This window comes from Citricoccus sp. NPDC055426, from assembly GCF_040677445.1.
In the GTDB taxonomy this organism is placed as follows: domain Bacteria; phylum Actinomycetota; class Actinomycetes; order Actinomycetales; family Micrococcaceae; genus Citricoccus.
On the sequence record NZ_JBFARZ010000014.1, the window covers coordinates 31,087 to 57,616 of the forward strand.

Genomic DNA, 26,530 nt, shown 5'->3' on the forward strand with positions numbered 1-26,530 from the left:
GGTCAGAAGGACTTCGGCAGACCCAGCGTGCCGTGGGCGATGCCCGCCAGGACCACGTTGTTGCTGATGGGGGCGATCGAGGGCAGGCGGGCCTCCCGGAAGTGGCGCTCGATGCCGTACTCCTCGGCCACGGCGTAGCCGCCGAAGGTGTCGAAGGCGGCGTTGGCGGCCTTCCACAGGGCCTGGCTGGCCAGCAGCTTGGCGCCGTTGACCTCGAAGCGCGGGTTGTCCCCGGCCTCGTACATGGCGGCGGCGCGCCAGCGCATCAGCGAGGCGGCCTCCAAGTCCGAGTAGGCCTGGGCGATCGGGAACTGGATGCCCTGGTTCTGGCCGATCGAGCGGCCGAAGACCTCGCGCTCCCGGGCGTAGGTGACGGCCCGGTCGATCATGTACATGCCGGCGCCGACGTACTCGGAGGTGGCCAGGATGCGCTCGGCGTTCATGCCGGACAGGATCACCTTGAAGCCCTTGCCCTCCTCGCCGATCCGGTTGGCCACCGGCACCTCGAGGTCCCGGATGGTCAGCTCGTTGGTCTCGTGGTTGACCATGGTGCGGATCGGGTTGGCCACGATCTGGCCCTTGGCCTGGGCCTCGTTGAGGTCCACCAGCATGGCGGTCAGCCCGTCGGTGGGCTTGGCGGCGTCCTCACGCTTGGTGGTGCGGGTCAGCAGCAGGATCAGGTCCGAGTGCTGGATGCGGGAGATGAAGATCTTGTTGCCGTTGACGATGTACTTGTCGCCCTCGCGCACCGCGAAGGTGCGGATCCGCGTGGTGTCCGAGCCGGCGTCCGGCTCGGTGACGCCGAAGGACTGCAGGCGCAGCTCGCCGTCGGCGATCTTCGGCAGGAACTCGTTCTTCTGCTCCTCGCTGCCGTGGCGCAGGATGCTGCCCATGGTGTACATGCCGGCGCGGACGGCGCCGGCGTGGCAGCCGTTGCGCTCCAGCTGCTCCAACACCACCGCGGCGTCCGAGATGCGGGCGCCGCCGCCGCCGTACTGGTCCGGAATCAGCATGCCCATCCAGCCCTCGGCGTACAGGGCGTCCACCATCTCCTCCGGATAGGAGCGCTCGCGGTCGCTCTTGAGCCAGTACTCATTGTCGAAGGGCTTGCACAGCTCGTCGATGGCCTCGCGGACGGACAGCTGTTCCTCGGTCAGCCCGTAGGAGGAGGATGCGATCTTGTGGGACATGGGTGTCACCTCTCTGGAGATAGCGCTCAGTGGCTCGTTGGTGCGTTTTCCTCAGTCAAGCCCGGCCTGAGCCCACCGGGAATGAGTCCTAGCGCACAGTGGAATTCTGTTGTGGAACACGGGGTAACGCCCCGTTAAAGCTGATGGCCGGGCCGCCGAACCCTCGGGTTCGGCGGCCCGGCCATCGGGCCAGCACGGAGGCGGACTAGTTCAGGGTCAGGCCCTCGGAGTTGATGTAGATGTCGTCCAGCATCAGGGTGGGCAGTCCCCACTCGTTGAAGACGGACTCGTAGACGCCTTCCTCCTTGAGCTCCTTGAGGGTGTCCCGCAGCAGCTCGGCCTTCTCCTGCTCGCCGGCCACCACGCCGAAGGCGATCGGGGCGTCGTTGAGCTGGTCGCCGACCATCTTGAACCGGTCCGACTCCTTCTCGGCGAAGTGCAGCACCGAGGAGATGGAGTCGTAGGTGACGTCGATGCGGTCGGCCTCGAGCGGGACGGTCATCAGGGTGTTGGAGAATCCCACGGCCTGGGTACCTTCCACGCCTTTGGCCTCGCAGTCGGCGATGAACTCCTCGACCTTGACCTCCTGGTTGGTGCCCTTGGCCACGCCGATGGTCGTGCCGCAGATGTCGTCCACGGTCTCGATGTCCGAATCCGCCTTCGTCAGCCAGCCGAGGCCGGCGATGGTGTAGTCCACCATGGTCAGGACCTCCTGGCGCTCGGGGAAGTCACCGGTGGCCGTGGTGAAGGCGTACTGGCCGGCTTGGACGCCGGGGACCTGGGCATCGAAGGGGGCGACCTCCATGGAGATGTCGATGCCAAGCTTGGTGGACATCGCCTCCAGCAGGTCCGGCTGGACGCCCACGGAGTTGCCGTCCTCGTCCACGAAGGCGTTGGGGCGCAGTACCTGGAGGGGCACGGTGATGCCGCCCTCCCAGTCCGCCGGCACCCGGTCCGCGAGCTCCTGGTTGAACTCGACCGTGTGGCCGTACAGCTCCATGGACTCGGCGGTCTCCGAGCCGCTGCCGCCGCAGGCGGTCAGTCCGCCGGCCAGGACGGCGAGGGTGGCGCCGGCACCGAGGGCGCGCTTGGTCAGGGGTGTCAGCTTCATGGGATGGTCCTTTTCAACTCAGGGGAGAAGGGAGTGGCGCGGGTGCCGGTCGGCTCAGTAACCGCGGCCGAAGCGCTTCTCGAGACGGGACTGGCCGATCATGGCCAGGATGGTCAGCAGCAGGTACCAGATACAGGCCACCGTGAGCAGGGGCAGCGTCTCGTAGGTGCGGCCGTAGATGTTCTGGGCGACGGTCAGCAACTCGGCATAACCGATCACGGACACCAGCGAGGTGTTCTTGAACAGCGTGATGAGCTCGGTGGCGAACGCCGGGATGGTCACGCGGATCGCCTGGGGCAGCACGATCCGGCCGAAGGCCTGGCCGCGAGGAATAGACAGGGCCCGGGCGGCCTCCGTCTGGCCCTTGGCCACGGACATGATGCCGCCACGGATGATCTCGGCGGTGTGACCGGCCACGATCATGGCCAGGCCGAGCATGGCCGCGCCGAACTGGCTGAGGATCGTGTTGGTGGGCACGGAGATCAGCGGGTCCATCAGCGGTAGCCCGAACCCGATGACCGGGAACAGCGCGGAGAGGAAGTACAGCACCAGGATCAGCACGAGGGCCGGGATGGCACGGATGAATCCGATGTAGGCCAGTGCGATGACCCGGAGGGCCGGGGACTTGGACATGTTCATCAGCCCGACCACGAGGCCGGCCACCAGGCCGGCGGCACCGGCCGCGAAGGTCAGCAGGATGGTCCGGCCCAGGCCGCCGAAGATCTGCTCGTCGAAGAGGTAGGTGAAGACAACGTCCCAGTTCCAGCGGGGGTTGGTGAAGACGTTGGCTACCGCGGAGATGCCGATCAGGATCAGCACGACCCAGGCGACGATGTTGACCCAGTTGGTGGGCTTGACGGCTCCGGCGACGTCATAGTTGGGCAGCTTGGCGGCTCCCGCGGTCTCCGGGGCCTTGGTGGTGGTGGTGTTCATGGGGATGCTCCTAGTGCTCGACGTGAGCGAGGAAGTTGCGAAGCCGGCTGCTCTGGGGGCGGTCCAGCAGGTCGTTGGGGTGGCCGATCTCCACGATGTGGCCGCCTTCCATGAAGGCGATCCGGTCGCAGACGTTGCGGGCGAACTCCATCTCGTGGGTCACCACGACCATGGTCATGCCCGTCTCGGCCAGATGCTGCATGACGCTGAGGACCTCCCCGACTAGCTCCGGGTCCAGGGCGGAGGTGGGCTCGTCGAAGAGCATCACCTTGGGGTTCATGGCCAGGGCACGGGCGATCGCCACGCGCTGCTGCTGACCGCCGGAGAGTCGCTGCGGGTAGGCGTCCTTGAACTCAAGCATTCCCACCCGCTCCAGCAGGTACATGGCGCGGTCCCGGATCTCGGCCTTGGACTGGATCCGGTTGAGCTTCGGGGACAGGGTGATGTTCTCGAACACCGAGAGGTGCGGGAACAGGTTGAACTGCTGGAAGACCATCCCGGTGGGCAGGCGCTGTTGGGCAACCTCATTCTCGCGAAGCTGGTAGAGCTTCTCGTTCTTCTCCACGTAGCCCAGGCGTGAACCGAACAGGTGGATGGCGCCACCGTTGATCTCCTCGAGCTGGTTCATGCAACGCAGCAGGGTGGACTTGCCGGAGCCCGAAGGACCGATCAGGGCGAGGACCTCACCCTCCTTGACCTCGAGGTTGATGTCCTTGAGGACCTCCTTGGGTCCAAAGGATTTGGCTAGGTGCCGGATGGAGATGGCGGCCTTCAGGTCAGGCAGCAACTGGGTGTCGGTTGACATAGGGGTGTCCTTCAATGTCCGCTGACGGCGCCGGCCGAGAACTCGACGGCGATCGCCTTGGTGTGGGTGTAATGCATGAGGGTCTCGAAGCCCTTCTCACGGCCGTAGCCGCTCATCTTGTGCCCCCCGAAGGGCAGTTCGATGGTGGGTCCCAGGTAGGTGTTGATGTACACCTGACCGGACTCGATCTCCCGGGCCACGCGGTGGGCGCGGTCCAGATCACGGGTCCAGACGGCACCGGCCAGCCCGTAGTCCGAGTCGTTGGCGATCTCGATCGCCTCCGACTCTTCCTCGAAGGGGATGACCACGCCGACCGGCCCGAAGACCTCGTCGCGGGCGATCGGCATCGAGTTGTCCACCCCGGTGAACACGGTGGGGGAGACGAACAGCCCGCCGGTGCCCTCGGCGGCCAGCGGCGCCACGTGGGCCGTGGCCCCCTGCTGCCCGGCCTCGGCCAGGATGTCCCGGACCTTACGGTACTGGGCGCGGGTGGTCAGCGGGCCCATGTCCTGATCGGCCGCGAACTTCTCGACGGCGGCCATGAGCAGTCCCACGAATTCGTCATGTGCCGTTCGCTGGACGAGGATCCGGGTGCCCGCGCTGCACGCCTGGCCGGAGTTGCCGAGGAAACCGCGGGCGGCGACGGTGGCCGCCTTCTGCAGATCGGCGTCCGCGAACACGATGTTGGCCGATTTGCCGCCGAGTTCCAGGCTCAGCGGCAGGACCCGCTGGGCGGCGAGGGCGCCGATGGCCTGGCCCGTGCGGACCGAGCCGGTGAAAGCCACCTTGGACACCTTGCGGTGCGTCACGATCGCCTCACCCACGGTGGGGCCGGCGCCGGAGACGATGTTGATGAGCCCGTCCGGCAGGCCTGCCTGCTGTGCGAGCACGCCCAACTGGAAGGTCGTCGTCGGCGTGAACTCCGAGGGCTTGATGACCACGGCGTTGCCGACCGCCAGGGCCGGTGCGGCCGCGCGGGCGGCCTGGTTCAGCGGGGCATTCCACGGAGTGATGACGCCGACCACACCGTAGGCCTCACGCAGGGTGTAGGAGTGGTATCCGCCGCCCATGTCGATGGTCTCGCCGGTCAGGGCCGGGATCATGCCGCCGTAGTAGGAGAAGTACTGCGCGGCGGCCTCGACCTCCGCCAGGGCGCCGGCGGCCGGGTGGCCGGTTTCCTCGGCCTCGGCGGCCGCAAGCTCCTCGGCGTTGTCCAGGATGAGCCGTGCCAGCCGCGTCAAGGCCTCTGAGCGAGTCAGCGCGGATTGCCGGGACCAGGACTTCTGGGCGGCTGTCGCTGCGGCCACCGCGGCGTCGACCTGCTCGGCGGTGCCGGACACCGAGTGTCCGACGACCACGTCGGTGCGCGGGTTGATGATCTCCAGTGCATCGGCGCCGGCCGATTCACCGGGGGCCACCACCGCACCGTCGATCCAGTGCGGCACCGTCCGCAGCTGGCCGGAGGGGAAGGGGTGGAGGGCCATCAGATGCTTCGCCCGCCGTCGACGTCGAGGCAGACACCGGTCTGGAAGGAGGCCAGATCCGAGGCGAGGTAGACGATGGCGTTGGCGACGTCCTGGGTGTCCGCGGTGCGGCCCATCGGGATGCCGGCGACCATCGAGGCGCGCACGTCGTCCGGGATCTTGTCAGAGCCCATGGCGTTCTTGACGAAGCCGGTCTCAGCGATCACGGGGCTCACGGAGTTCACGCGGATCTCCGGGGCCAGCTCCACGGCGGTGGCTCGGGTGAGGGCCTCCACGCCCGCCTTGAGCGAGCAGTACACGGCGTGGCCCGGGCGGGGGCGCTTGGCCGAGATGGAGGCCACGTTGACCACGTTGCCGATCTCCGAGGCCCGCAGGTGCGGCAGTGCGGCCTGGGTGGCGATGACGGTGGAGCGGTAGTTGATCTGGTAGAGCCAGTCCATGTCCTTCACGGAGGTCTCCTCGAGCGGGCCGCTGCGGTTCGGGGCGCCGGCGTTGTTCACCAGCACGTCCAGGCCACCGAAGGAGTCCACGGCAGACTGGATCCCGGCCTGGATGGACTCGGGATCGGTGACGTCCATCCTGATGGCCAGCGCGGACGGGATGTCTGCGGCGACCTCCTGGGCCTTCTCCAGGTTCAGGTCGGCGACCACCACGTTTGCACCACGATCGCCGAAGCTGCGGCAGGTGGCGGAACCGAAGCCGCCGGCCCCGCCCGTCACCAGGACGGTCCTGCCATCGAATCTGAGATCGGTCATGGAAGTCTCCTTGCGTCGTACGTCTGAAGGGTACGGAGGTTCGTCGCCCGTTCCTCTTTGGTGAAGGAGTGGCGGTGTCCTGCGTCCCGATGTCCGTGACCAGCATCACGCGTACCGGACGTGTCTCACGTCCGGATCTCTCACCCACCGGAATACAGTCGCAGAACGGCGTACCTGACCTGAGCCGCCCCCCTAGGCGGACCACGGCAGACAGATCACGGCCGCGCCAACTGTCGATGTACTCGGCGATTCTCGACGTCTAGTGCGGCCGTGATCTGGAGTGGGTGACAATGGTTTTGAAGTTCAAGGGTTTTCACCCTAGTAACGCACCAGACCGAGGAGGCCGCGTGCAGCCACGCCGACCCAACATCCTGTTCATCCTGGCGGACGACCTGGGGCAGGGAGACGTCTCCTGCTTCAACCCCGGCGCCGCCTGGACCACCCCGCACCTGGACCGGCTGGCGGCCGAGGGGATGCGGTTCACCGACTCCCACGCCACCAGCTCCCTGTGCACGCCGTCCCGCTATGCGGCCCTGACCGGCCGCTACAACTGGCGCTCCCGCCTCAAGCGCTCGGTGCTGCCGGGGGACTCCGAGGCACTCATCGAGAAGGGGCGGCTGACGCTGCCCGGCTTCCTCGGCGAGCACGGCTACCGGACCGCCGTGGTGGGCAAGTGGCACCTGGGCCTGGACTGGCAGCTGACCCCCGGGGACAACGCCCTGCGCCAGGCCGCCACGGACCTCGGGGAGCCCCCGTTGCCGCAGCAGCGCATGGGGCGGGGCGGGAACTTCGACGCCGAGTACCTGTACCGCGCGGAGGGACTGGACATCGACTACGCGAAGCCGGTGACCTTCGGCCCGCGGGAGGTCGGCTTCGACTACTCCTTCATCACCGCCGCCAGCCTGGACCAGCCGCCCTACGTCTACCTCGAGAACGGCCAGGCGCAGCAGGTCCCCTCGAAGATCGGGGGAGACTACTCCCCGCTGAACCGGCGCACCGCCGAGCACCAGCAGTCCATCCAGCGGGGGCCGATGGCGGAGGGCTACGACGTCCACCGCGTGGCCCCGGACTTCCAGGCCAAGGCCGTCGACGTGCTGGACGGCTTCCTGGCCGGGGAGGACCCCTGGTTCCTGTACGTGCCCAGCCACCTGGTGCACGGCCCGATCATCCCCAACGAGCCCTGGCAGGGCCGCAGCGGCCAGGGCCCCTACGGCGACTTCGTGCTGCAGTTCGACGAGTACGTGGGCCAGCTGGTCGAGCGCATCGACGCGGCCGGCGCCGGGGAGGACACCATCATCATCCTCACCTCGGACAACGGCGCCTCCGGGGTGGCGGACCTGCCCCGGCTCTCCGGAGTGGGCCACGACTCCTCCAACGGCTGGCGCGGCAAGAAGTCGGACATCTGGGAGGGCGGCCACCGGGAGCCGACCATCGTGCGCTGGCCCGGCACCATCGACGCTGGCGTCGTCAGCGCCGAGACGGTCTCGCACTCGGACCTGTTCGCCACGGTGGCCGAGGTGCTCGGCGCCCCGGTCCCGGACACCGCCGCCGAGGACTCGATCAGCAACCTGCCCCTGTGGACGGGCTCCCAGGAGCCGGTGCGCACGGACCTGGTGTCCAGCTCCGGCGGCGGCGGCTTCGCGATCCGCCGCGGCGACTGGAAGCTGGAGTTCGTGACCACCGGTGACGGCATGGACCAGCGCTTTGCCGAGACCCAGGGCGAGACGCCCACCGAGTACCGCGCCGCCCAGCTCTACCACCTGGGCCAGGACCCCGCGGAGCAGCACAACCGCTTCGAGGACGAGCCCGAGGTGGTGCGCGAGCTGACTGAGCTGCTCTCCAGCCACATCCGCCGCGGCCGGTCCACGCCCGGGCCGGACCAGCCGAACCACTCCAACGCGCCCTCGCGCCAGTGGCGGCAGATCGGATGGATGGCGGACGCCGAGACGGTGGTGGAGCGGTGCCTCTAAAGGCACCAGTGCCCGACGGCGGCCCCGGCACCTCCAGAGGCCCCGTCACCTCGGGCGCATCGGACGGGCTCACCGAGCTGGTGACCGTGCCGGGGGGCTCGTTCCGGATGGGCTCGGACCACGACTATCCGGAGGAAGCCCCGGCGCACCTGCGGCCCGTGCCCGCCTTCCGGCTGGAGCGGCATCCCGTGACGACCGCGCAGTTCGCCCGCTTCGTGCAGGCCACGGGCTACGTCACAGAGGCGGAGGAGGCCCCCGACCCGGCCGGGTTCCCCGGCGTGGACCCGGACCTGCTGGTGCCGGGTGGGCTGGTCTTCACCCCGACCACGGGGCCGGTGCCGTTGGATGACTGGCGGCAGTGGTGGAGCTTCATCCCCAGCGCCTGCTGGCGTCGTCCCACCGGGCCCGGCAGCACGGTGGAGGGGCTCGACGAGCACCCCGTGGTGCACGTGTCCTCACGGGACGCGAACGCCTACGCCCGCTGGGCCGGGCGGCGCCTGCCCACGGAGGCAGAGCTGGAGTACGCCATGGGCCGGGACCACCCGGGCGCTCAGTACGCCTGGGGGGATCAGGAACGCCCGGGGGGCCGGTTGATGGCCAACACCTGGCAGGGCGCCTTCCCCTATCGCAACGACGGCGCGGCCGGCTGGACGGGTACCTCGCCCGTGGGGACCTTCCCCGCCGACTCCCTGGGGCTGGTGGACCTGACCGGCAACGTGTGGGAGTGGACCTCCACGCCGTTCGCGCCGCACGGGCGGCCGGACGCAGCGGGTCCCGGCGGTCAGCGCGAGGCTGCGGAAGCGTCGGTCAGCTGCTGCGGCGGCGATGCCCGTACGGTCCCGGAGGATGCCCCGGCCGTAAGCGCGCCGGGAGCGCCGCCGCAGTACGTGGTCAAGGGCGGCTCCCACCTCTGCGCCCCGGAGTACTGCCACCGCTACCGGCCGTCCGCCCGTCAGGCGCAGGCCGCGGACACAGCCTCCGTCCACGTGGGCTTCCGCTGCGCCCAATAGAACCACGGCCTCAGCCATCAGAACCATGGCCTCAGTAACTGTCGATCTGTGCGGCGTGTTCAGACAGTTGCTGAGGCCGTGTTCAGAAGGGCTGTGGATAACTTCTGCAGGATGCGCCGGGGTCGTCGACGCTGGTCTGCATGGAGCACGAACAGCATCAGGAGATCTTCCAGGCCTCCATCTTCACCGTGGCGGAAGCCCGGGCCGCCGGGCTCACGGGGTACCGGTTGAGGCACGGCCGGCTGACCACGCCCACCCGTGGCATCCGGATCTGGGACGGCGTCACCCCGCCGTGGTTCGAGACCCTGCGGGCCTACTCGGGACTGGACGGCGAGCACTATCTGAGTCACACCACGGCCGCCCAGGTCTGGGGCATCTGGCTGCCGATCTGGCTGACGAGCGAGTCCCCGATCCACATCACTGGTCGCAAGGGCGCCACCGCGGCACGCCGCCGGCCGGACGTCGTCGGGCACCGGGCGGCACTGGATCCCCGGGACGTGGTGGAGGTGGACGGGATGCGGCTCACCACCCCGGCCCGGACCTGGCTGGACCTGGCCCCACTGCTGCGTGATCCCTTCGATCTGGTGGCCGCCGGTGACGCCCTACTGCAGCGGGCTGACGGGCCACCACGGCCCGAGGGCGTGCTCGGGACCAATCCGCTGTCCACCCTGCGGGAGATCGACGCGGTGCTGGGTCGCCGCCCCGCCGTGAAGGGGATCCGCACGGCGCGTGAGGCACGCGGAATGCTGCGGGCCGGCGTCGACTCCGCGCCGGAATCTCGCATGCGTTCGGTGATCCTGGCCGCAGGCCTGCCGGATCCCGTGGTCAACCAGGAGGTGCAACTGCCGGACGGTCGGGTCAAGCGGCCGGACCTGCACTATCTGCAGTGGCGGATCGCGCTGCAGTACGAGGGCGAGGGGCATGCCGACCGGGTGCAGCTCAATAAGGACATCCACCGAGACGATGCCTTCGCCGCCAACGACTGGATCACCGTCCGGGCCGGGCACTACCTCTACACAGCCGCCGGCGAGCGGGATTTCCTGGGGAGGCTGCGCCGGGCCATCGCCCAGCAGTCCCGCCGCTTCGGCTGAGCCACCGCCCCCAGATCACGGCCGCGCCAACTGTCTATCCGATCGGCGATTCTAGACAATTAGCGCGGCCGTGGTCCGAACAGGACGTCAGACGATGCGGGCGTCGATCAGGACCGGGCCCTCGGCGGCCAGAGCGCGCTGGTAGGCCGCCTCGAACTCCTCGCGGGTGTCCGTGCGGGAGGCCGGCACCCCGTAGCCGGCGGCCAAGGACACGAAGTCGATCTCACCCAGGGTGATGCCGGGGACGTCGGGCACGCCCATGCGCTCGGCGAAGCCGGCCAGGGCGCCGTAGCCGGAGTTGTTGACGATCACGAAGACCGTGCGGGTGCCCCGCTGCGCCGCCGTGTACAGGGCGCTGAGCCCGTAGTTCGCGGAGCCGTCCCCCACGGTGGCCACCACGGTGGCCTCCGGCAGCCCCAGGGACATCCCGACGGCGGCCGGCAGCCCGAATCCCAGCCCACCGGAGGCGGGGAAGTGGTACTTGCCCGGCTGGTCGATCGCGATCCGCTCGAGGTAGTCCAAATCCAGGGTGGTGGTCTCGTTGACGTAGACCACGTCCGGCGTCACGTGCTGGTTGAGCACCTCGAGGATCTCGGTGCCCGTCATCCCCTCCTCGGAGGTGCGCGCGGCGGGCAACTCCCGCGCGGGACGGCGGGTGCCACGGTCCTTCACGCCCGCGGCGAGGTCCGTGACGGCGGCCCCCACCTCGGCGACGACGGCCCGGCCGAAGGGCGCGCGGGTCGCCTCGGAGGGGTCCTGGGTCAGGTGCCACACCTGGGTGCCTGCGTCCAGGTAGTCGCCCGGCTCCCAGCGGTGGTAGCGGAACACCGGGGCGCCGAGCACGAACACGGTGTCATGGCCGGAGAGCTGGCGGCGCACGGAGTCGATGCCCGGGACCATCACGCCGCCGAAGTTCGGGTGGGTGGTGGGGAAGGGGCCCCGGGGCGGGGACGGCGCCACGTAGACGGTGGCGTCGGTCCGCTCGGCGAGGGCGATGACCGCCTCGTAGACGGCGCGGTCGCCCACGGAGGCCACGTCGACCTGGGGGCCCACCACGAGTGCGGGGTGCGCGGCGCCGTCCAGGGCGGCCACGAGCTCGTCCCGCAGCGCGGGGGTGAGGGCACCCGAGGTGGTCACGGAGCGGGAGGTGAGCAGGCCGTCGTCGGGCAGGGCCTCTTCCTCCCAGTCATCCATGGGGACGGAGACGTAGACCGGACCCTGGGGGTGGGTGGTGGCCTCGAGGATGGCCTCGGAGAGGGTGCGGGGCACGTCCGCGGCGGCCAGCGGCTCGTGGGAGTACTTGGTGAGCGGCCGGGTCAGGGTGGCGGCGTCCACGTTGGCGAGCATGGCCTGCTGGCCCACGGTGCGGCGGATCTGCTGGCCGGCGAGCAGCACCAGCGGCACGTGCGCGTAGCGGGCGTTGGTCAGGGCGCCCATGGCGTTGCCCGTGCCGGAGGCGGCGTGCAGGTTCACCAGGACGGGCTGGCCGGTGGCGCGGGAGTAGCCCTCGGCCATGCCCATCACCACCTGCTCGTGCAGGCCCAGCACGAAGTCGAAGTCCTCGCCGAGCCCGACCAGGAAGGGCAGCTCGTTGGATCCGGGGTTGCCGAAGATCCGCGTCATGCCGTGGGTGCGGAACACGTCCATGGAGGCCTGAAGGACCGTCCGATTCTCTGCTGTGTTGGCCAAGATGATCAATCCGTTTCGATTCACTGCCGCGAGAAGGGGTGGTTGCGTTTTGAGGGCAATCCCACGGGTGGGATTGCCCTCAAAACGCGGGGGTGGGGTTTAGAAGGGGTAGGGGGCGATCTCGGGGCGCATGGTGAGCCACTGGATCTCGGTGAAGGCCTCGATGTTCGCGGTGTAGCCGCCGAACCGGGAGCCGGTGCCGGAGGCCCCGACGCCGCCGAAGGGGGCGTTGGACTCATCCGAGACGGTCTGTTCGTTGATGTGGACCTTGCCGGAGTGGACCTTGTCAGCCAGCTTCATGGCCTGGCCTACGTCCCCGAGGATGCCCACGGAGAGCCCGTACTCGTTGGCGTTGATGATCTCGGCGGCCTCCTCGATGGTGGAGAAGGACATGACGGGGGCGACGGGTCCGAAGATCTCGTCGGCCCAGGCCGGGTTGTCCCGGTCCAGGTCCGAGATGACGGTGGGGGAGTAGAACAGGTTCTCGTAGGTGCCGCCGGCCTCGATGGTGGCCCCGGCGTCCTTGGCACCACGCACGATGCGGTCGATGTTGTCCCGCTGGCCGGCGTCGATGATCGGGCCGATGGCGACCTGCCCGGTCGGATCGCCCACCGGCAGGTTCTCGGCCTTGGCCTTCAGGGCGGCCACGTACTCGTCCTTGAGGGACTCGTGGACCAGGTGCCGGCCGGTGGTCATGCAGACCTGGCCCTGGTGCAGGAAGGACCCGAACGCCCCCGCACTGGCAGCGGCGGCGACATCGGCACCGGGCAGTACGACCATGGCGTTGTTGCCGCCCAACTCCAGGTGGGAGCGCTTGAGGTTACGCCCGCAGGCCTCGCCCACCTTGCGGCCGGCGGCGGTGGAGCCGGTGAAGGACACCACACGCACCTCGGGGGCCTCGGTCAGGGCGGCCCCGGTCTGAGCGCCGCCGGTGAGCAGCTGCAGCACGCCCGCGGGCAGGCCGGCCTGTTCGAAGGCGCGCATGATCATCACGCCGCCGCTGACGGGGGTGCGCGGATCCGGCTTGAGCAGCACGGCGTTGCCCAGTGCCAGGGCCGGGGCCACGGAGCGGATCGAGAGGATCAGCGGGAAGTTGAAGGGGGAGATCACCGCGACCACCCCGGCGGGCTGGCGGCGGGCGAAGGACCAGTGCTCCTCATCCGAGGTCAGCACATCCCCGGCGGAGTGGTGCGGCAGGGCGGAGGCATCGAAGCACTCGTTGGCGGCCACGTGGGTCTCCAGCCCGGCCTTCGGGGCGATCGCACCGGTCTCACGCTGCACCCACAGGTTCAGCTCCTCGACGTTGTCCTCGAAGAACTGGCCGGCACGGCGCATCACCGCCGCCCGCTCCTCGGGCTTCTTCGCCGCCCATTCCCGCTGGGCCACGGCGGCGCGCTTGGCCGCGGCGAACACGTCCTCCGCGGAGGCCATGCCCGCAGTGCCCAGCACCTCGCCGGTGGCCGGCTCCACGATGTCGATCGACTCCGCGGAACCCTGGGTCCACCCGTCGGTGTAGATCTTGCCGCCCCAGACAGACGATTCCAAAACGCTCATGACACTCCTTCGTGAGGTGGCCGTGCGGGGGCGCCGGCCGGTTGAGAACTGCTTGCTCCAGCATCACATGTGCTCAGCACCACAATGCACCAAACTCTCACTGGGCGAAAAATGCGGGGTCGCGGTCCGCAGCCCGGAGTCCTGTGGTGACTTTCCAGTAGTTGAGAGGATGACGTGTGGCATGGCTCACAGTGGGCTGTGGTGGAGGGATTCATCCGTCACCCCACAGAATGGTTCATCCATGCAACGGAAAACCCTCAAGCGTACCTCTGCCCTCCTCACGGCGCCGATCGCGGCGGCCGCACTGCTGTTCCTCACCGGATGTGGCGGGGCCGCGTCCGTGGACACCGCCGCAGAGCAGGACTTCTACGGCACCACCGTGAGTTTCCACCAGGACCTGGCGGACCGGGTCCCCGAGGAATGGAAGTCCGGGATCACCGTCCCGGCGAAGGTCCTGCAGCCGAACGCCTTCGTGGATGAGGACGGCGCGGTGGTGGGCATGCAGCCCGATCTGGTGGAGGCCTTCTCCGCGCTGTGGGGCATCCCGATCACGGTGGAGTCCGTGGCCTTCGACGGGCACGTTCCCGGGGTGATGGCGGAGAAGTACGCCTTCACCGTCTCCACGGGCGATCACGAGAAGCGCCGCGAGGTCATGGACATGGTGGACTACTCGGCGGCCGGCGTGGCCTGGCTGACGCAGGCGGACTCGGACCTGACGTCCAAGGATGACATCTGCGGCCATGTCATCGGGGTGATCAAGGGAACCGACCAGGAGGAGCGGGCCCATGAGAAGGCGGAGGCGTGCGCGGCGCAGGGGATCGAGGGCACTGAGGCCATCGGGTTCTCGAACACCCTGATCTCGGTCCCGCTCCAGGCCGAGCGCATCGACGTGGCCTATGACAGCCTGGCCCAGATGGTCTACTTCGCCGAGAACCAGTCGGACGAGTTCCGCCTGGTGGGGGACCCGGAGCCCGGGGTGACCCTGGCCCTCGGTGTCAAGGCGGGGGAGCAGGAGAAGGTGGACCTGCTCCAGGACTCCCTGCAGGAGCTCATGGACAGCGGGGCCTATGAGGCCATCTTCGCCGAGTGGGGGCTGAGCGACCTCATGCTGGACCGGGCCTACGTCAACGGGCAGGACTTCTCACCGGAGGTCCAGGAGCTGGTGCACATCCCCCAGTGATCCTGGCCCGCCCCATCACGGCCTCGCCAACTGTCCATCCGACCGGCGTGTCTAGTCATCACCTGAGGCCGTGATGTAACTGGTGTCAGCAGAAACAGAACGGTGCGGCTCCCCGGGTGGGGAGCCGCACCGTCGGTCGGTTGCGAGTGAAGGGTGGAAGTCGGAGAAGTGAGGGTCAGACCTCCGTGCGCGGGGGCACGGTGCCACCGCCACGCTGGGCGGACAGCAGATCGCGGATCTCGGTGAGCAGGGCGACATCGTCGGCGACGGCGGGCTCCTCCTCGATGATCCCGAGCTTGCGGTTGCGGCGTTCGATCATCTTGTTCATGGGCATGACGATGACGAAGTAGATGGCGGCGGCGATCAGCAGGAAGTTGACGACTGCGGTCAGCAGGACGCCGAACTGGATGAGGTTGCCATTGATGTCGATGACGGCGAAGTCATCGAAACTGGGGGCCCCGACCAAGGCCGATATCAGCGGCATCAGCACCGCGTCAACGAGTGCTGTGACGACGGCCCCGAAGGCACCGCCGATGACGACGGCAACGGCGAGGTCGACGACGTTGCCCTTCATGATGAAGTCTTTGAATCCCTGGAGCATGGCTAGAGACTAGGCCGGGCCAGTCGTTCAGGATTCATCAGCCGCCACGACACGCCGCATGGCCGATGAAATACTCCGAAACCCACCCCGGCCCCAGCACCCACCCGGCCCTCACCACCGGTGCGCCACGTCCACCACCAGCCGGGACCCGTTCCCGGGCCCATCGAGCACGAACACCCGGAACGGCAGCCGCGCCCGCACCCCCAGGCCGATCATCGTCTGGCCCTCGAAGCTGCCCGTGAACGCCACCTGCTCGAAGGTGCGGAAGCCATCCACCGCCACTGCCCGGTTCCAGTTCGGCGGGTCATAGCTGGGTTGATAGGTGTCTGTGTGGGCCGGCGCCCGGATGATCACCTGCAGGTCCGCCCCGCCGGCCAGCGGCACAGCCCGCCCGGACCCCTGCTGGTGGACCCGGGGGACGTAGCGGACGTCATACCCCGCCACGTCGCCCTCCAGGTCCACCACCATTCGGTCGAAACAGGCGTGACGACCGGCCCGCACGTCGGTGATCCGCCCGCTGCTGTAGGTGGAGCTCGATTCGGCCACGGAGCCCCACACGTTCCCGCAGTAGGGGGCCGCGGCGGCCGGTGGCGGGGCCACCACGCCCAGCCCGGCGGTCAGACCCAGCGCCAGGGTGAGGGTGGCGAGCGCGGCGTACGGCTTGTGCATGTGGGTGCCTTCCAGGAGACGGTGCCGGTCACGAGGAGTCCCGCGGGGAAATCGGGAATCCTCGTAGTGGCAGTCTGCGGAGGGCGCCACAGCGAAGTACAGAACGAACCGGTCGCCTTCCGGTCACGGTTGGCAGTCATTTCGGGCAGCCGGGCGGCATCCGGCCACGGTGAGGTCACTGCGCAGATGCCGCCATGCCCTCGAGAGCACCGGCCGTTACCAGGCGTGCGCCACGTCCACCACCAGTCGTGACCCGTTCCCGGGCCCGTCGAGCACGAACACCCGGAACGGCAGCCGTGCCCGCACCCCGAGCCCGAAGGTGGTCTGCCCTTCGAAGCTGCCGGCGTAGGCGACCTGCCGGAAGGTGCGGTAGCCGGTCACGTTCTTGGCGTTCTTCCAGCTGGCGGGCGCGTAGGTGGCCTGTCCGGAGGAGTTGTACGCGGGGGACTTCACGGTGATCCGGATGTCCCCGGCGCCCCAGAGTGGCACGTACTGGCCCGATCCCTCCCGGTGCACGGAGGTGTAGCGGACGTCGTAGCCCTTCACGTCTCCGCGCAGGTCCACCACCATCCGGTCGTAGCAGGTGTGGCGTCCGGTGCGGACCCCGGTCACCTGCGCGCTGGTCATGGTGGCGTTGGACTTGGCCAGGGAGCCCCAGTAGATGCCGCAGTAGGGGGCCGCGGCGGCCGGTGGTGGGGCGGCGGCGCTCAGCCCGGTGGCGAGCCCGACGGCCACGGCGAAGGTGGCTGCGGCGGCGAGTGGCTTTCTCATGGCGATGCCTTCCAGTACTGGCCCGGCACCCTGCCGGGACATGCCAGCAGTGTGCGCCCGCCCCTCGCGGACGGGGAGGCATCAGCGGCGGCGGAAGGGTTGCGTTTCGGCCCCCAACCGGCCCTCACTCGGGTGCGCCGGGCACGGTTCGGTGACGGCGGCGGGCCTCACCCCAGTCAGGCACGACGCCGGCCCTCGGGCTGGGTGCCCGGGGGCCGGCGCAATGGGTGGTGGTCTCTACGGAGCCTTGTTGGGCGGGGTCCAGGTGCGCTGGCCGTTGGCGGCGAGGGAGGGGCTGGTGACGTAGATCAGCAGGTCGGCGGTCCCGCGCAACGGCACGTTCCTCCCGTTGTTCCCGGCCACGGGCTGATAGCCGACGTGGTACCCGCAGACCTCACCGCGGAGGTCGATCACCAGCCGGTCGAAGCAGGCGTGCCGGCCGCTGCGTACGGCCTTGACGGCGTCGGGAGAGAAGGCCTCGCCCTTCCACATGTCCTTGTCCAGCGATCCCCAGTAGATCCCGCAGTAGGGGGCCGCCTGGGTGGGTGGCGGCGCCGCCACGCCGGTCCCGATCAGGGCGCCGAGCGCGATGGCGGCCGAGGCCGAGGCCGGGGCGGCAAGTGGTTACTTCATGGCCGTACTCTCTACCGGGGGCACCGCAGGAGCGGCACCGACTGGGAGATTTGTCCGCCCGCCGATCGCCGACGGACAGCGCGGGGGCTCGCCGACGCGATTGCGAATCGGCCGCTGTTCGGCCGGGCGGTTCCGCCTCGGGCCACGGTCCGGTGACGGCGCGGCGGGGCTAGAGCTCTTCGAGGCCGGGGACGACCTTTCCGCGGATTCCGTGGATGTCCTTCAGGGTCAGCCGTTCCGCGGCGTCCTCGTCGCCCGCCGCGATCGCCTCGGCGATCTGCTCATGGTCGCCCAGGATCTGCTCATGGTCGCGGTTGGGCACCGTGTTCCAGCGGAGGTGGACACCCACCACCTCCAGCATGGAGGCGAGGGTGGAGTTGTCGGCCATCCTGGTGATGGAGGTGTGGAAGTCCAGGTTCGCCGCGCTGAAGTCCTCCTCACGGCCCTCCTCCGAAGCCGCGCGGGCCTCGGCGATGTACCACCGGAGCCTCCGGATGTCACCGGGTTGGGCGCGTCGGGCGGCCAATCGGGCGGCCAGTCCCTCCAGGCGCTCGCGGATGTCGAAGAAGTCCTCGATGTCCTTGGTCTTCAGCTCCGTGACCACCACCCCGCCCCTGCGGGACATCGAGGTCAGCAGCCCCTCGCCCTCCAGCATGGCGATCGCCTCCCGGACCGGCACGCGGGAGATCCCCAGCTCCTCGGCGACATCTGACTCACGCACCCGGGACCCGGCCTCGAGTCGACCGGTGATGATCCAGGAGCGCAAGAGGGACCGGACCTGGTTGCGCAGTGACTGGCCGCCGGTCTGGGCGTCCAGATCGCTCAGGAGGGGTTCGGAAACGTTCATGGGGTCCTTTCGTGCGGGCGCCGGAAAGTTTCTCGGCCGCAACCCTTGTGATCCACGCCACTCGGTGTAAGTATACGGGTACTGCACGTATACACGTATATACGTATACGCCAGTGACGGTAGCCGTTCGCACCTGTTCCCCGGTGCGCCCCTGTTCACCCCTGAAAGAGGAACCCGATGTTTCCCCACAACCGGACCAAGCAACTCCTCCACGAGGACAAGCCCGCCCTGGGCATTGAATTCATGACCGAGAGCCACAAGCTCATCGAGATCTCCGGATGGGCGGGTTTCGACTTCATCCAGTTCGACATGGAGCACACCGCGTACTCCTTCTCCGAGATCGAGGGCTTCGTCCGGACCGCAGAGGGGGTGGGGCTGACCCCGATCGTCCGAGTCGCCGAACTCGGGAGCAGCAACATCCGCCGTGTCTTGGAGACCGGAGCGCAGGGTCTCATCGTGCCCCAGGTCCGGACCGCCCAGGACGTGGAAGAGGCATTGCAGGCCATGCGCTACGCGCCGGGGGGGACCCGGGGCATGTGCACCATCACCCGGGCCGCCCGGTACAACGAGCAGACCTGGGACGAGTACCTGCGGTGGATCGATGAGCAGCTGATGTTCATTCCGATCATCGAGAACGAGGAGGCGCTCCGGAACGTCCACGAGATCCTGGCCGTGCCGGGCATCGACGCCGTGAGCTTTGGCGCCGGGGACATGGGCCAGGCGCTGGGCGCCGGTGCCGACGGCCTGGCGGACGAGCGGGTCCGGGAAGCACTGTTCATCGTGCGTGAGGCCGCGCGGGCCAACAACGTCCCTCTCAAGGCCATGCCCGTGATCGGCGAAGGCACCGAGGAATCGATTCGTGACCACATCGACCACGGGGTGCGCCTGCTGACCTACGACGCCGACGCCCTCATGTTCGCCCGACTGGCCCAGCAGGCCGTTGCCTCCAGCCGGCAGGTCTTCGACCAGGCCGCGTCCCTCACTCTCGGAAAGGCCTGAACGGTGCACCACCCCACGAACCACCCCGGGGCCCGGCTCAAGGAACTCATCCACGATCCGGAGATCCTGGTGATGCCGGGCGCCTATGATGCGCTGTCCGCCCGGATCATCGAGACCTCAGGCTACGGCGCCATCCAAATCAGCGGCTATGGGCTCAGCGTCTCCCAACTCGGCCTGACCGATGCCAGCTTCACGAACCTCACCGACGTCGCCGACGTCACACGGCGCATCTGCCAGGTCGTCAAGGTCCCCGTCATGACGGACGCCGACACCGGCTACGGCAACGCGGTCAACACCGCGTGGTCCATCGAGAACCTGGGGCAGGCCGGAGCCGCGGGGGCGAACCTCGAGGACCAGGCCTTCCCGAAGATCTGTGGGCTCGAGGGCGGCAAGACGCTGATCACGATGGGCGAGATGGTGGGCAAGGTGAAGGCCGCCGCAGACCACCGGGTGCACCCGGACTTCGTCATCAACGCCAGGACCGACGCCTTGGGCGTCACGGGCGAGCAGGATGCCATCGACCGGGCCAACGCGTACCGCCAGGCCGGGGCGGACATGATCTACGTGTCCTCCCCGCCGTCAGATCCCGACCTGATCGCCCGGCTCGTCCATCGCATCGACGCCCCCCTGGCACTGAACCTCCCGGAGGGCGAGGCGGGACCCGATCTCACGATCCAAGACCTGCAGGACCTGGGAGTGGCCCGGGTCAGTGTCCCCCTGACCCCCATGTTCGCCGCCGCCCGGGCCATGCAGAACGCGCTCGCCCACCTGCGCGAACACGGGACCTCCCAGACCATGCCGGGGACCGAGATCATGAGCTTCGCCGAACTGGGAGAGCTGTCCGGCTCCTCCACCATCCAGGCCATGGAGCAGCGCTACTCCGCCCTGCCGATGACCATCTGACCCGCCACCACCCACCCCCGACATCCACCCCGACACCCGGTGTCGACCGACCAGGGAAGCCCTGAGCCATGACCCTTGAATCCATCCTGAGCGATCTGACCATCTTCGGCGTGTTCCTGCTGATCGGGTTCGTCCTGAGGGAACTCATCAAGCCGTTCCAACGCCTCTTCCTGCCCGCCTCGCTCATCGGCGGACTGCTCCTGCTGATCCTCGGACCACAGGTGCTGGGGCTGGTATCCGTCCCCGACTCCTTCGGCGACTTCGCCGGCGTCGTCATCGGTGTCATCATGACGGGCCTGATCCTCGGGATCACGGTCAACGTCAGCCGCGTGAGGTCCTTCGCGGACTACACCTTCATCTCCCTCGGCCTCTACGGGCTGCAGGCCGGTGTCGGCCTGGCCCTGGGCATGGTCCTGATGGGGATGTGGCCCGGCCTGCCCGAGGGCTGGGGCGTGATGAGCGTGTTCTCCTTCTGGGGAGGGCACGGAACGTCCGGCGCCGCCGGCGCGGCCTTCTCGGAGCAGGGCGTTCCCGAGAACCTCGGCATCGGCATGATCCTGGCCACCATCGGCCTGATCTCCGGCGTCCTGATCGGGCTGCTGATCATCAACATCGGGGTCCGCAAGGGCTGGGCGCGGTACCTGGGTGACGTCTCGACGCGGCCCTCGTGGTTCTTCGGCGGCACCTTGCCCAAGGACCAGCAGGCCGCGATCGGCCATGAGAAGGTCTCCAGTCTCAGCGTGAGTAACCTGGCGCTGCAGATCTCCTTCATCTTCGTGGCCCTGGTCATCGGCCAGTCGATCATCCAGGGAATCGGCCATCTCGTGCCGTTCTTCAACGAACTGCCCGCCCTGATCTACGGCATGGTCGGAGCCATCATCGTCGTCCCGCTGATGACGGCGACCAAGACGGACCGCTACCTGGACCGGAAGACCATCGGGACCGTCAATGGGTTCCTGTTGGAGATCATCATCCTCACGGCGGTGGCCACGATTCCGCTGGACCTGGCCACCCAGTACCTCGTGCCCGTCCTGATCATGTCGGTGGTGATGGTGGTGATGACCACCATCGTGACCCTGGGGATGTGCCGGCTGTTCTGCAAGGACGACTGGTTCGAGAAGGCCGTCATGATGTTCGGCGCGGGCCTCGGCCACACCGGCGTCGGCCTGATGCTGCTGCGCACCGTCGACCCGGAGACCAAGAGCGATGCTGCCGAGGCCATCGGAGTCGCATCCGGCATCACGTCCTGGCTCAAGGTGTTCCCCGTGCTCTTCCCCATGCTCATCATCCAGGGGGCGAGTTGGATCGTCATCGTCGTCAGCCTGGGCATGGCGGTCGCCTGCTTCGTCCTGTGCTTCGTGTTCCTGGGACGGGGACGCAACCGGAGTGGCGGTGCGGGACCACAGATCGGCGCCGCGGCCCGGGGCCTCGCCGGGGCGAAACCTTCCTAGCGCCGGGCGCCGGGCCGCGAGGCCGAACACCAGAACCACCACGAGAGAGAACAGCTGTGTCTTCATCAACCATGCCTTCACCCACCGTGTCATCCACGGCTCCACCCACCCAGCACGCCGGGCACGCCACCCGGCAGCTGGCCGAGTTCCTGGCCACCACCCGCTATGACCAGTTGCCCCCCGCCATCGTCGACCGGGCCACCCTGACCATCGCCGACACGATCGGCGTCGGCCTGGCCGGCTCGCAGGATGCGACGGTGCAGGGCCTGGGCGGCCGGCTCCGACCGGGGAACACCGCCACCGTCCTGGCGACTGGTCTGCCCCGCGGGGCAGACCCGGTGGCCACGGCGGTCGCGAATTCCGTGCAGATCTGTTCCGTCGAACTGGACGAGGGGGTCCCGGGCGGCGGGCACCCCGCCCTCCATGTCCTGCCAGCGGTGTTGGCCATGGCGGAAGCCCACGGCCACAGCGGACGGGAGCTGATCGAGGCCTTTGTCCTCGGCTACGAGGCCCACTGCCGGGTCCAGGCAGCCAGCCGACTCCACGGTGAGGTCTATCCCCATGGGAACACCGGCACCCTCGGCACGGTGGTGGGCCTGGGCCGGCTGCGGGGTTGGGACGGTCACGCCATGGCCCGCGGTCTGCGCCTGGCCGCAGCTTTCCCGGTGGCCACCTCCTACGCCCCCTGCCTCTCCGGAGCCAGCGTCGCCTCGGCGCTGGCCGCCGTGAGCCTTCCCATCGCGACCATGGTCGTGGACATGGTCGAGTCCGGCCTCGACGGCGACGAGCGGGCCCTGGAGGACTCCTTCGGCGCGATCCTCGGGCATGGCTTCGACAGCGGCGTGCTCGTCGACCAGCTGGGGGAGGACTTCGCCCTGGCTCGGAACCACCTCAAGTTCCACGCGGCCTGCGGTGTGATCCACCCCGTCCTGGAGGCCGCCGCGGCCGCGCTGGACGGTGGGCCGGAACCGGGCCGCTACCCGCCCTTCCGCGGCGGGCCGCCTCAGGACCCGGACACCATCGATCAGGTGTGCGTGGTGGCGGACCCGCGGGCTGCCCGGCTGGACTACATCGCCGCCGACAGCCCGGTGGCGGGCAAGTTCTCGGTGCAGTTCTCCCTGGCGACCTTCCTCGTCCGAGGGGAGCTGACGCCGGCTTCCTATGCCACGGGGATCCTGCGTGATGCCGGAATTCGGGCCCTGGAACAGCGGATCGATGTCGCCACCGATCCCGATCTCGGACCGGGGGGCACCTCGGGCGACCTTGCCCGGGTGGAGGTGCGGTACCGGGACGGGCGCACGGCGACCGGCACCTGCCGGGGCATCTTCGGGCGGGCGGGGAACCCCTCGTCCCCGGAAGACGCCCGGGCGAAGTTCATGGCCCTGTCCTCGCCCGTGCTGGGAGAGGACGCCGCCCAGAGCCTGTTCCTCAGGATCCGGGACCTGGCCGCCTGGTCCACGGTTGGTTCACTCCTCCGTCCGGACGGTGACCAGGCCGCCACCCACACTCCACCGCCGGTGGAGTCGAACCAAGGAAAGGACCTGTCGTGGAAGATCTGATGAGTGACCTCGTGCTTTTGGGGGTGTTCCTGCTGGTCGGCTTCGCCATCAGGGAGATCTGCAAACCGCTCCAGAAGCTGTTCATCCCCGCCTCGATCATCGGCGGAGTCATCGCGTTGCTCGTGGGGCAGCAGGTGTTCGGCTGGGTGACCATTCCGGACTCCTTCGGGGAGGTCCCCGGCGTGCTGATCGGCCTGGTCATGACGGGCCTGTTGTTCGGCGTGAGTATGAACGTGCGCAAGGTACGGTCCTACCTCGATTATTCGGCGGTGTCACTGGCCGTCATCGGCATCCAGATCGCCCTGGGCCTGGGGCTGGGCATCCTGCTGTCCAAGGTGTGGAGCGGTCTGCCCGAGGGCTGGGGCCTGATGGGCGTCTTTGCCTTCTTCGGAGGGCATGGGACGGCAGGGGCGGCCGGCGCGGTCTTTGAGGACCTGGGTGTGCCCGGGAACCTCCAGATCGGGATGATTCTCGCGACCATCGGCATGGTCATCGGGATCGTCGGCGGAATGATCATCGTGAACCTGGGCGTGCGGAAGAACTGGACGGCCTTCGTCTCCCATGCCAAGTCGAGGCCGTCGTGGACCTACGGCGGACGCATTCCCGAGGGTGAACACCAGGTCATGGGACATGAGAAAGTCACGGCCAGCAGCATGAACGGACTGGCCCTGCAGCTGTGCTGGCTGCTGTTGGCCATGTTCATCGGGGGATTGCTCTTCGACGCGGCTGCACTGATGTTCCCGGTGGCCGAGCAGTTCCCCGCCATGATCCACGGCATGATCGGGGCTCTGATCCTGTGGCCGCTGATGAGACTGGTCAAGGTGGACCATTTCGTGGACAAGCGCACCATCAACAACATCAGCGGCTTCGCCCTGGAACTGATCATCGTAGCGGCCATCGCCACCCTCAGCCTGGAACTCGCGGCGACCTACTTCCTGCCGCTCATGATCTTCTCCGTGGTCATGGTCGCCGTGACCACGGTGATGGTTCTGTTCTTCTTCCGCCGTTTCTCCAAGGACCAGTGGTTCGAGAAATCGATGATGTGCTGGGGCAGTGACACCGGGAACACCAGCGTCGGTCTCGCACTGCTGCGGGCCGTTGACCCGGATACCCGGAGCAACGCCGCCGAGGCCCACGGAGTGTTCTCCGGGGTGACGTTCTGGGTGAACTTCTTCCCGGCCCTCCTGCCGATCCTGCTGGTGCAGTCGGTTGGGATCCCCCTGACCATCGGCCTGGCCCTCGGGATTATTCCCCTCGTGTTGGGGTGGATGTTCCTCACCGGCCGGGGCGGCAAACGCGGCAAGGGAAGCATGGCGCCCGAGGTGTCCCTGAAGGTCTGACGGGGGATCCGCCTCGGCCCAGGTTCGGTGACGGTGGGCCCGACGGTCAGTACCCCGGCGCCGCCTCGAAGCCCCAGGCGGTCTCCAGCACCCCACCAGAATGAACGACGTCGGCCGCCTCCCGGGTGCCCAGGTACCGCAGGTGCCAGGGCTCGGGGGAGTACCCCGTGGTGTCCTCGGCACCCTCCGGGTAGCGCACGATCCAGCCGTGCTCGGCGGCGTGCTCCGCCACCCAGGCGCCTTCCGGGGTGTCCCCGAAGCACTGCTGCAGGGCGCAGGCCCCGTCCGCGGCGCCCACGTCCATGGCCAGGCCCGTCTGGTGTTCCGAGAACCCCGGGCGCGCGGAGATGCGGTCCGCCTCGGCCCGGCCGTACTTCTGAACCCAGCCGCCATAGGTGCCCTGCTGGTAGCCGTAGGAGCGGTAGGCGCTGAGCAGGTTCAGGTCCACCCCCTCCGCGGCGGCCGCGGAGAACAGGTCCTCGGCCGCGCCGGCGGCCTCCTGGCGCAGTTCCAATCCCGTGCGCGACGGCGGCACGTCCGGAACGCTCAGATCCTCCGGCGCGTAGTCGGCCGGGTTCAAGGGGCGCCGCTTGTTGACCAGCACGTGGATCGATGCGGGGGAGGAGTGGTCCAGCTCCGGCTCTGGCTCCGGTTCCGCGGAGGGTGAGGCGGGGCTGGACATGCCCGGCGGGGAGTACGTCGGAGTGGAAGAGACCGAGGGGTCAGCGGTGGCGCGGTCCGTGCTGGAGCCGACCGGCGGCTCGGCCGTGGAGCAGCCGGTGAGCGCCATGGTCAGCAGGCCGACCATCGCGCCGGCCCGTAGGCACAAAGTGACGAGACCACGTCCCAATGGTGGGGGTGGCGTCACTTTGCGCCTCGGGATGGCGGACATGGGTGGGTCTTCAGACCTTGCGGAGGAGGACGCGGGTGACGGAGTGGCCGGCGTCCTTGGTCATCACGAGCTTGGCGCGGCCGCGGGTGGGCAGCACGTTCTGGATGAGGTTGGGGCCGTTGATGCGGTCCCAGATGTCCTCGGAGGTGGCGGTGGCCTCGGCGTCGGAGAGGCTGGAGTAGCGGTGGAAGTAGCTCTTGGGGTCGGCGAAGGCCCCGGAGCGCAGACGCATGAACCGCTCGGTGTACCACTGCTTGATGGCGGCCGTCTTGGCGTCCACGTAGATGGAGTAGTCGAAGAAGTCGGAGACGGAAAGCCCCGCGGTGCCGTCCGCGCGGACCCGGGGCGGGGCGAGCACGTTCAGGCCCTCCACGATCAGCACGTCCGGGCGGTGCACCACCACCTCCTCGTGCGGGAGGATGTCATAGGTGAGGTGGGAGTACATGGGGGCCCGGACCTCCGGGGCACCCGACTTGACGTCCGCGACGAACCGCATCAGCCGCCGTCGGTCATAGGACTCCGGGAATCCCTTACGCTGCATCAGGCCGCGGCGCTCCAGCTCCGCGTTGGGGTAGAGGAAGCCGTCCGTGGTGATGAGCTCGACCCGCGGGGTGTTGGGCCAGCGGCGCAGCATCTCCTGGAGCACGCGGGCCGTGGTGGACTTGCCCACGGCCACGGAGCCGGCCACGCCGATCACGAAGGGCGTGCGCCGCGTGGACTCGCCGAGGAACTCGTTGGAGGCCCGGCGCAGGTGGGCGGCGGCGTCCACGTTGATGCTCAGCAGCCGGGAGAGCGGCAGGTAGACCTCGGCGACCTCCCGCAGGGAGAGGTTCTCGCCGATGCCCCGCAGCCGGTCCAGGTCGTCCTGGTCGAAGGGCTGCTCCATCTCATTGGCCAGCCGCGCCCAGGTGTCCCGCTCGAGCTCCACGAAGGGGGAGTAGTGGTTCTCGCCGGAGTCCGGCTCGGGCGGGGAACCGGCCCAGGTGATGGGCCCGGCGGCGGTGACAGGCGAGGCCTGGGGGAGTCCGGTGCCGGGTGCGGCGGATCGAGTCACCCGTCCATTATCCATGCTGAGGGGGCTGTGACTTCGTCG

Annotated in this window: 24 protein-coding genes; 9 read left to right on the forward strand and 15 right to left on the reverse strand. The window is 68.7% G+C overall.

Features of this window, described 5'->3' with window-relative positions; genetic code table 11:
• Positions 1–2 precede the first annotated feature (2 nt).
• From AB0K08_RS15365 to AB0K08_RS15390, 6 genes are all read right to left on the reverse strand, one after another.
• Positions 3–1,190, reverse strand: coding sequence for an acyl-CoA dehydrogenase family protein (locus tag AB0K08_RS15365; RefSeq protein WP_363355929.1), 1,188 nt, complete (start codon positions 1,188–1,190; stop codon positions 3–5).
• Between the two features lie 205 nt (positions 1,191–1,395).
• Positions 1,396–2,301, reverse strand: a complete 906-nt coding sequence (locus AB0K08_RS15370) for a transporter substrate-binding domain-containing protein (RefSeq protein ID WP_363355931.1) — start codon at positions 2,299–2,301, stop codon at positions 1,396–1,398.
• Positions 2,302–2,355: 54 nt separating this feature from the next.
• Positions 2,356–3,234, reverse strand: coding sequence for an amino acid ABC transporter permease (locus AB0K08_RS15375; RefSeq protein WP_363355933.1), 879 nt, complete (start codon positions 3,232–3,234; stop codon positions 2,356–2,358).
• Between the two features lie 10 nt (positions 3,235–3,244).
• Complete coding sequence (locus AB0K08_RS15380; protein ID WP_363355935.1) at positions 3,245–4,039, reverse strand: amino acid ABC transporter ATP-binding protein; 795 nt, start codon at positions 4,037–4,039, stop codon at positions 3,245–3,247.
• A gap of 11 nt (positions 4,040–4,050) precedes the next feature.
• Positions 4,051–5,523: an aldehyde dehydrogenase family protein gene (locus tag AB0K08_RS15385; protein WP_363355937.1), complete on the reverse strand. Its 1,473-nt coding sequence runs from the start codon at positions 5,521–5,523 to the stop codon at positions 4,051–4,053.
• Positions 5,523–6,278 carry an SDR family oxidoreductase gene (locus tag AB0K08_RS15390; RefSeq protein WP_363355938.1) on the reverse strand — a complete coding sequence of 252 codons (756 nt, stop codon included), beginning with the start codon at positions 6,276–6,278 and terminating at the stop codon, positions 5,523–5,525. Before AB0K08_RS15390 ends, AB0K08_RS15385 begins: the two co-directional genes overlap by 1 nt.
• Positions 6,279–6,625: 347 nt before the next feature.
• On the opposite strand from AB0K08_RS15390, the gene AB0K08_RS15395 reads away from it, so the two are divergent.
• From AB0K08_RS15395 to AB0K08_RS15405, 3 genes are all read left to right on the forward strand, one after another.
• On the forward strand, positions 6,626–8,248 hold the full coding sequence (locus AB0K08_RS15395; RefSeq protein WP_363355940.1) for an arylsulfatase: 1,623 nt from the start codon (positions 6,626–6,628) through the stop codon (positions 8,246–8,248).
• Positions 8,249–8,256: 8 nt separating this feature from the next.
• On the forward strand, positions 8,257–9,258 hold the full coding sequence (locus tag AB0K08_RS15400) for a formylglycine-generating enzyme family protein (RefSeq protein ID WP_363355942.1): 1,002 nt from the start codon (positions 8,257–8,259) through the stop codon (positions 9,256–9,258).
• A 140-nt stretch (positions 9,259–9,398) separates the two neighbouring features.
• The gene (locus tag AB0K08_RS15405; RefSeq protein WP_363355944.1) at positions 9,399–10,349 is read left to right on the forward strand and encodes a hypothetical protein; all 951 of its coding nucleotides are present in this window, start codon (positions 9,399–9,401) and stop codon (positions 10,347–10,349) included.
• Between the two features lie 87 nt (positions 10,350–10,436).
• On the opposite strand, the gene mdlC is transcribed toward AB0K08_RS15405, so the two are convergent.
• Both mdlC and AB0K08_RS15415 read right to left on the reverse strand, forming a co-directional pair.
• Entirely contained in the window at positions 10,437–12,038 is a 1,602-nt protein-coding gene (mdlC, locus tag AB0K08_RS15410; protein ID WP_363355947.1) for a benzoylformate decarboxylase, read from the reverse strand.
• 99 nt (positions 12,039–12,137) lie between these two features.
• Positions 12,138–13,592 carry a benzaldehyde dehydrogenase gene (locus tag AB0K08_RS15415; protein WP_363355949.1) on the reverse strand — a complete coding sequence of 485 codons (1,455 nt, stop codon included), beginning with the start codon at positions 13,590–13,592 and terminating at the stop codon, positions 12,138–12,140.
• A 241-nt stretch (positions 13,593–13,833) separates the two neighbouring features.
• Between AB0K08_RS15415 and AB0K08_RS15420 the strand changes: the two genes are divergently transcribed.
• Entirely contained in the window at positions 13,834–14,772 is a 939-nt protein-coding gene (locus AB0K08_RS15420) for a transporter substrate-binding domain-containing protein (protein ID WP_363355951.1), read from the forward strand.
• A 175-nt stretch (positions 14,773–14,947) separates the two neighbouring features.
• Here AB0K08_RS15420 and mscL read toward each other — a convergent pair whose 3' ends face one another.
• The 5 genes from mscL to AB0K08_RS15445 all read right to left on the reverse strand — a co-directional run bounded on the left by mscL (position 14,948) and on the right by AB0K08_RS15445 (position 18,293).
• Positions 14,948–15,373 (reverse strand): large conductance mechanosensitive channel protein MscL, encoded by a 426-nt coding sequence (gene mscL / locus AB0K08_RS15425; RefSeq protein ID WP_363355953.1) that lies wholly within the window; start codon positions 15,371–15,373, stop codon positions 14,948–14,950.
• Between the two features lie 111 nt (positions 15,374–15,484).
• Positions 15,485–16,042, reverse strand: a complete 558-nt coding sequence (locus AB0K08_RS15430; RefSeq protein ID WP_363355955.1) for a hypothetical protein — start codon at positions 16,040–16,042, stop codon at positions 15,485–15,487.
• A gap of 216 nt (positions 16,043–16,258) precedes the next feature.
• Positions 16,259–16,813 (reverse strand): hypothetical protein, encoded by a 555-nt coding sequence (locus AB0K08_RS15435; RefSeq protein ID WP_363355957.1) that lies wholly within the window; start codon positions 16,811–16,813, stop codon positions 16,259–16,261.
• A gap of 237 nt (positions 16,814–17,050) precedes the next feature.
• Positions 17,051–17,374, reverse strand: coding sequence for a hypothetical protein (locus AB0K08_RS15440; protein ID WP_363355959.1), 324 nt, complete (start codon positions 17,372–17,374; stop codon positions 17,051–17,053).
• A gap of 241 nt (positions 17,375–17,615) precedes the next feature.
• Positions 17,616–18,293 carry a GntR family transcriptional regulator gene (locus AB0K08_RS15445; RefSeq protein WP_363355961.1) on the reverse strand — a complete coding sequence of 226 codons (678 nt, stop codon included), beginning with the start codon at positions 18,291–18,293 and terminating at the stop codon, positions 17,616–17,618.
• A 177-nt stretch (positions 18,294–18,470) separates the two neighbouring features.
• Between AB0K08_RS15445 and AB0K08_RS15450 the strand changes: the two genes are divergently transcribed.
• From AB0K08_RS15450 to AB0K08_RS15470, 5 genes are all read left to right on the forward strand, one after another.
• Positions 18,471–19,292: an aldolase/citrate lyase family protein gene (locus AB0K08_RS15450; protein WP_363355963.1), complete on the forward strand. Its 822-nt coding sequence runs from the start codon at positions 18,471–18,473 to the stop codon at positions 19,290–19,292.
• 3 nt (positions 19,293–19,295) lie between these two features.
• Positions 19,296–20,195, forward strand: a complete 900-nt coding sequence (locus AB0K08_RS15455; protein ID WP_363355965.1) for an oxaloacetate decarboxylase — start codon at positions 19,296–19,298, stop codon at positions 20,193–20,195.
• Between the two features lie 68 nt (positions 20,196–20,263).
• Positions 20,264–21,646 (forward strand): hypothetical protein, encoded by a 1,383-nt coding sequence (locus tag AB0K08_RS15460; RefSeq protein ID WP_363355967.1) that lies wholly within the window; start codon positions 20,264–20,266, stop codon positions 21,644–21,646.
• Positions 21,647–21,732: 86 nt separating this feature from the next.
• Positions 21,733–23,205 (forward strand): MmgE/PrpD family protein, encoded by a 1,473-nt coding sequence (locus tag AB0K08_RS15465; RefSeq protein ID WP_363355969.1) that lies wholly within the window; start codon positions 21,733–21,735, stop codon positions 23,203–23,205.
• Positions 23,205–24,545, forward strand: a complete 1,341-nt coding sequence (locus tag AB0K08_RS15470; RefSeq protein WP_363355971.1) for a sodium/glutamate symporter — start codon at positions 23,205–23,207, stop codon at positions 24,543–24,545. The genes AB0K08_RS15465 and AB0K08_RS15470 overlap by 1 nt, the downstream gene beginning before the upstream one ends.
• A 46-nt stretch (positions 24,546–24,591) precedes the next feature.
• Here AB0K08_RS15470 and AB0K08_RS15475 read toward each other — a convergent pair whose 3' ends face one another.
• Positions 24,592–25,353: a M15 family metallopeptidase gene (locus AB0K08_RS15475; protein WP_363355973.1), complete on the reverse strand. Its 762-nt coding sequence runs from the start codon at positions 25,351–25,353 to the stop codon at positions 24,592–24,594.
• A gap of 94 nt (positions 25,354–25,447) precedes the next feature.
• On the reverse strand, positions 25,448–26,425 hold the full coding sequence (gene coaA / locus AB0K08_RS15480) for a type I pantothenate kinase (protein WP_363356014.1): 978 nt from the start codon (positions 26,423–26,425) through the stop codon (positions 25,448–25,450).
• Between the last annotated feature and the right edge of the window lie 105 nt (positions 26,426–26,530).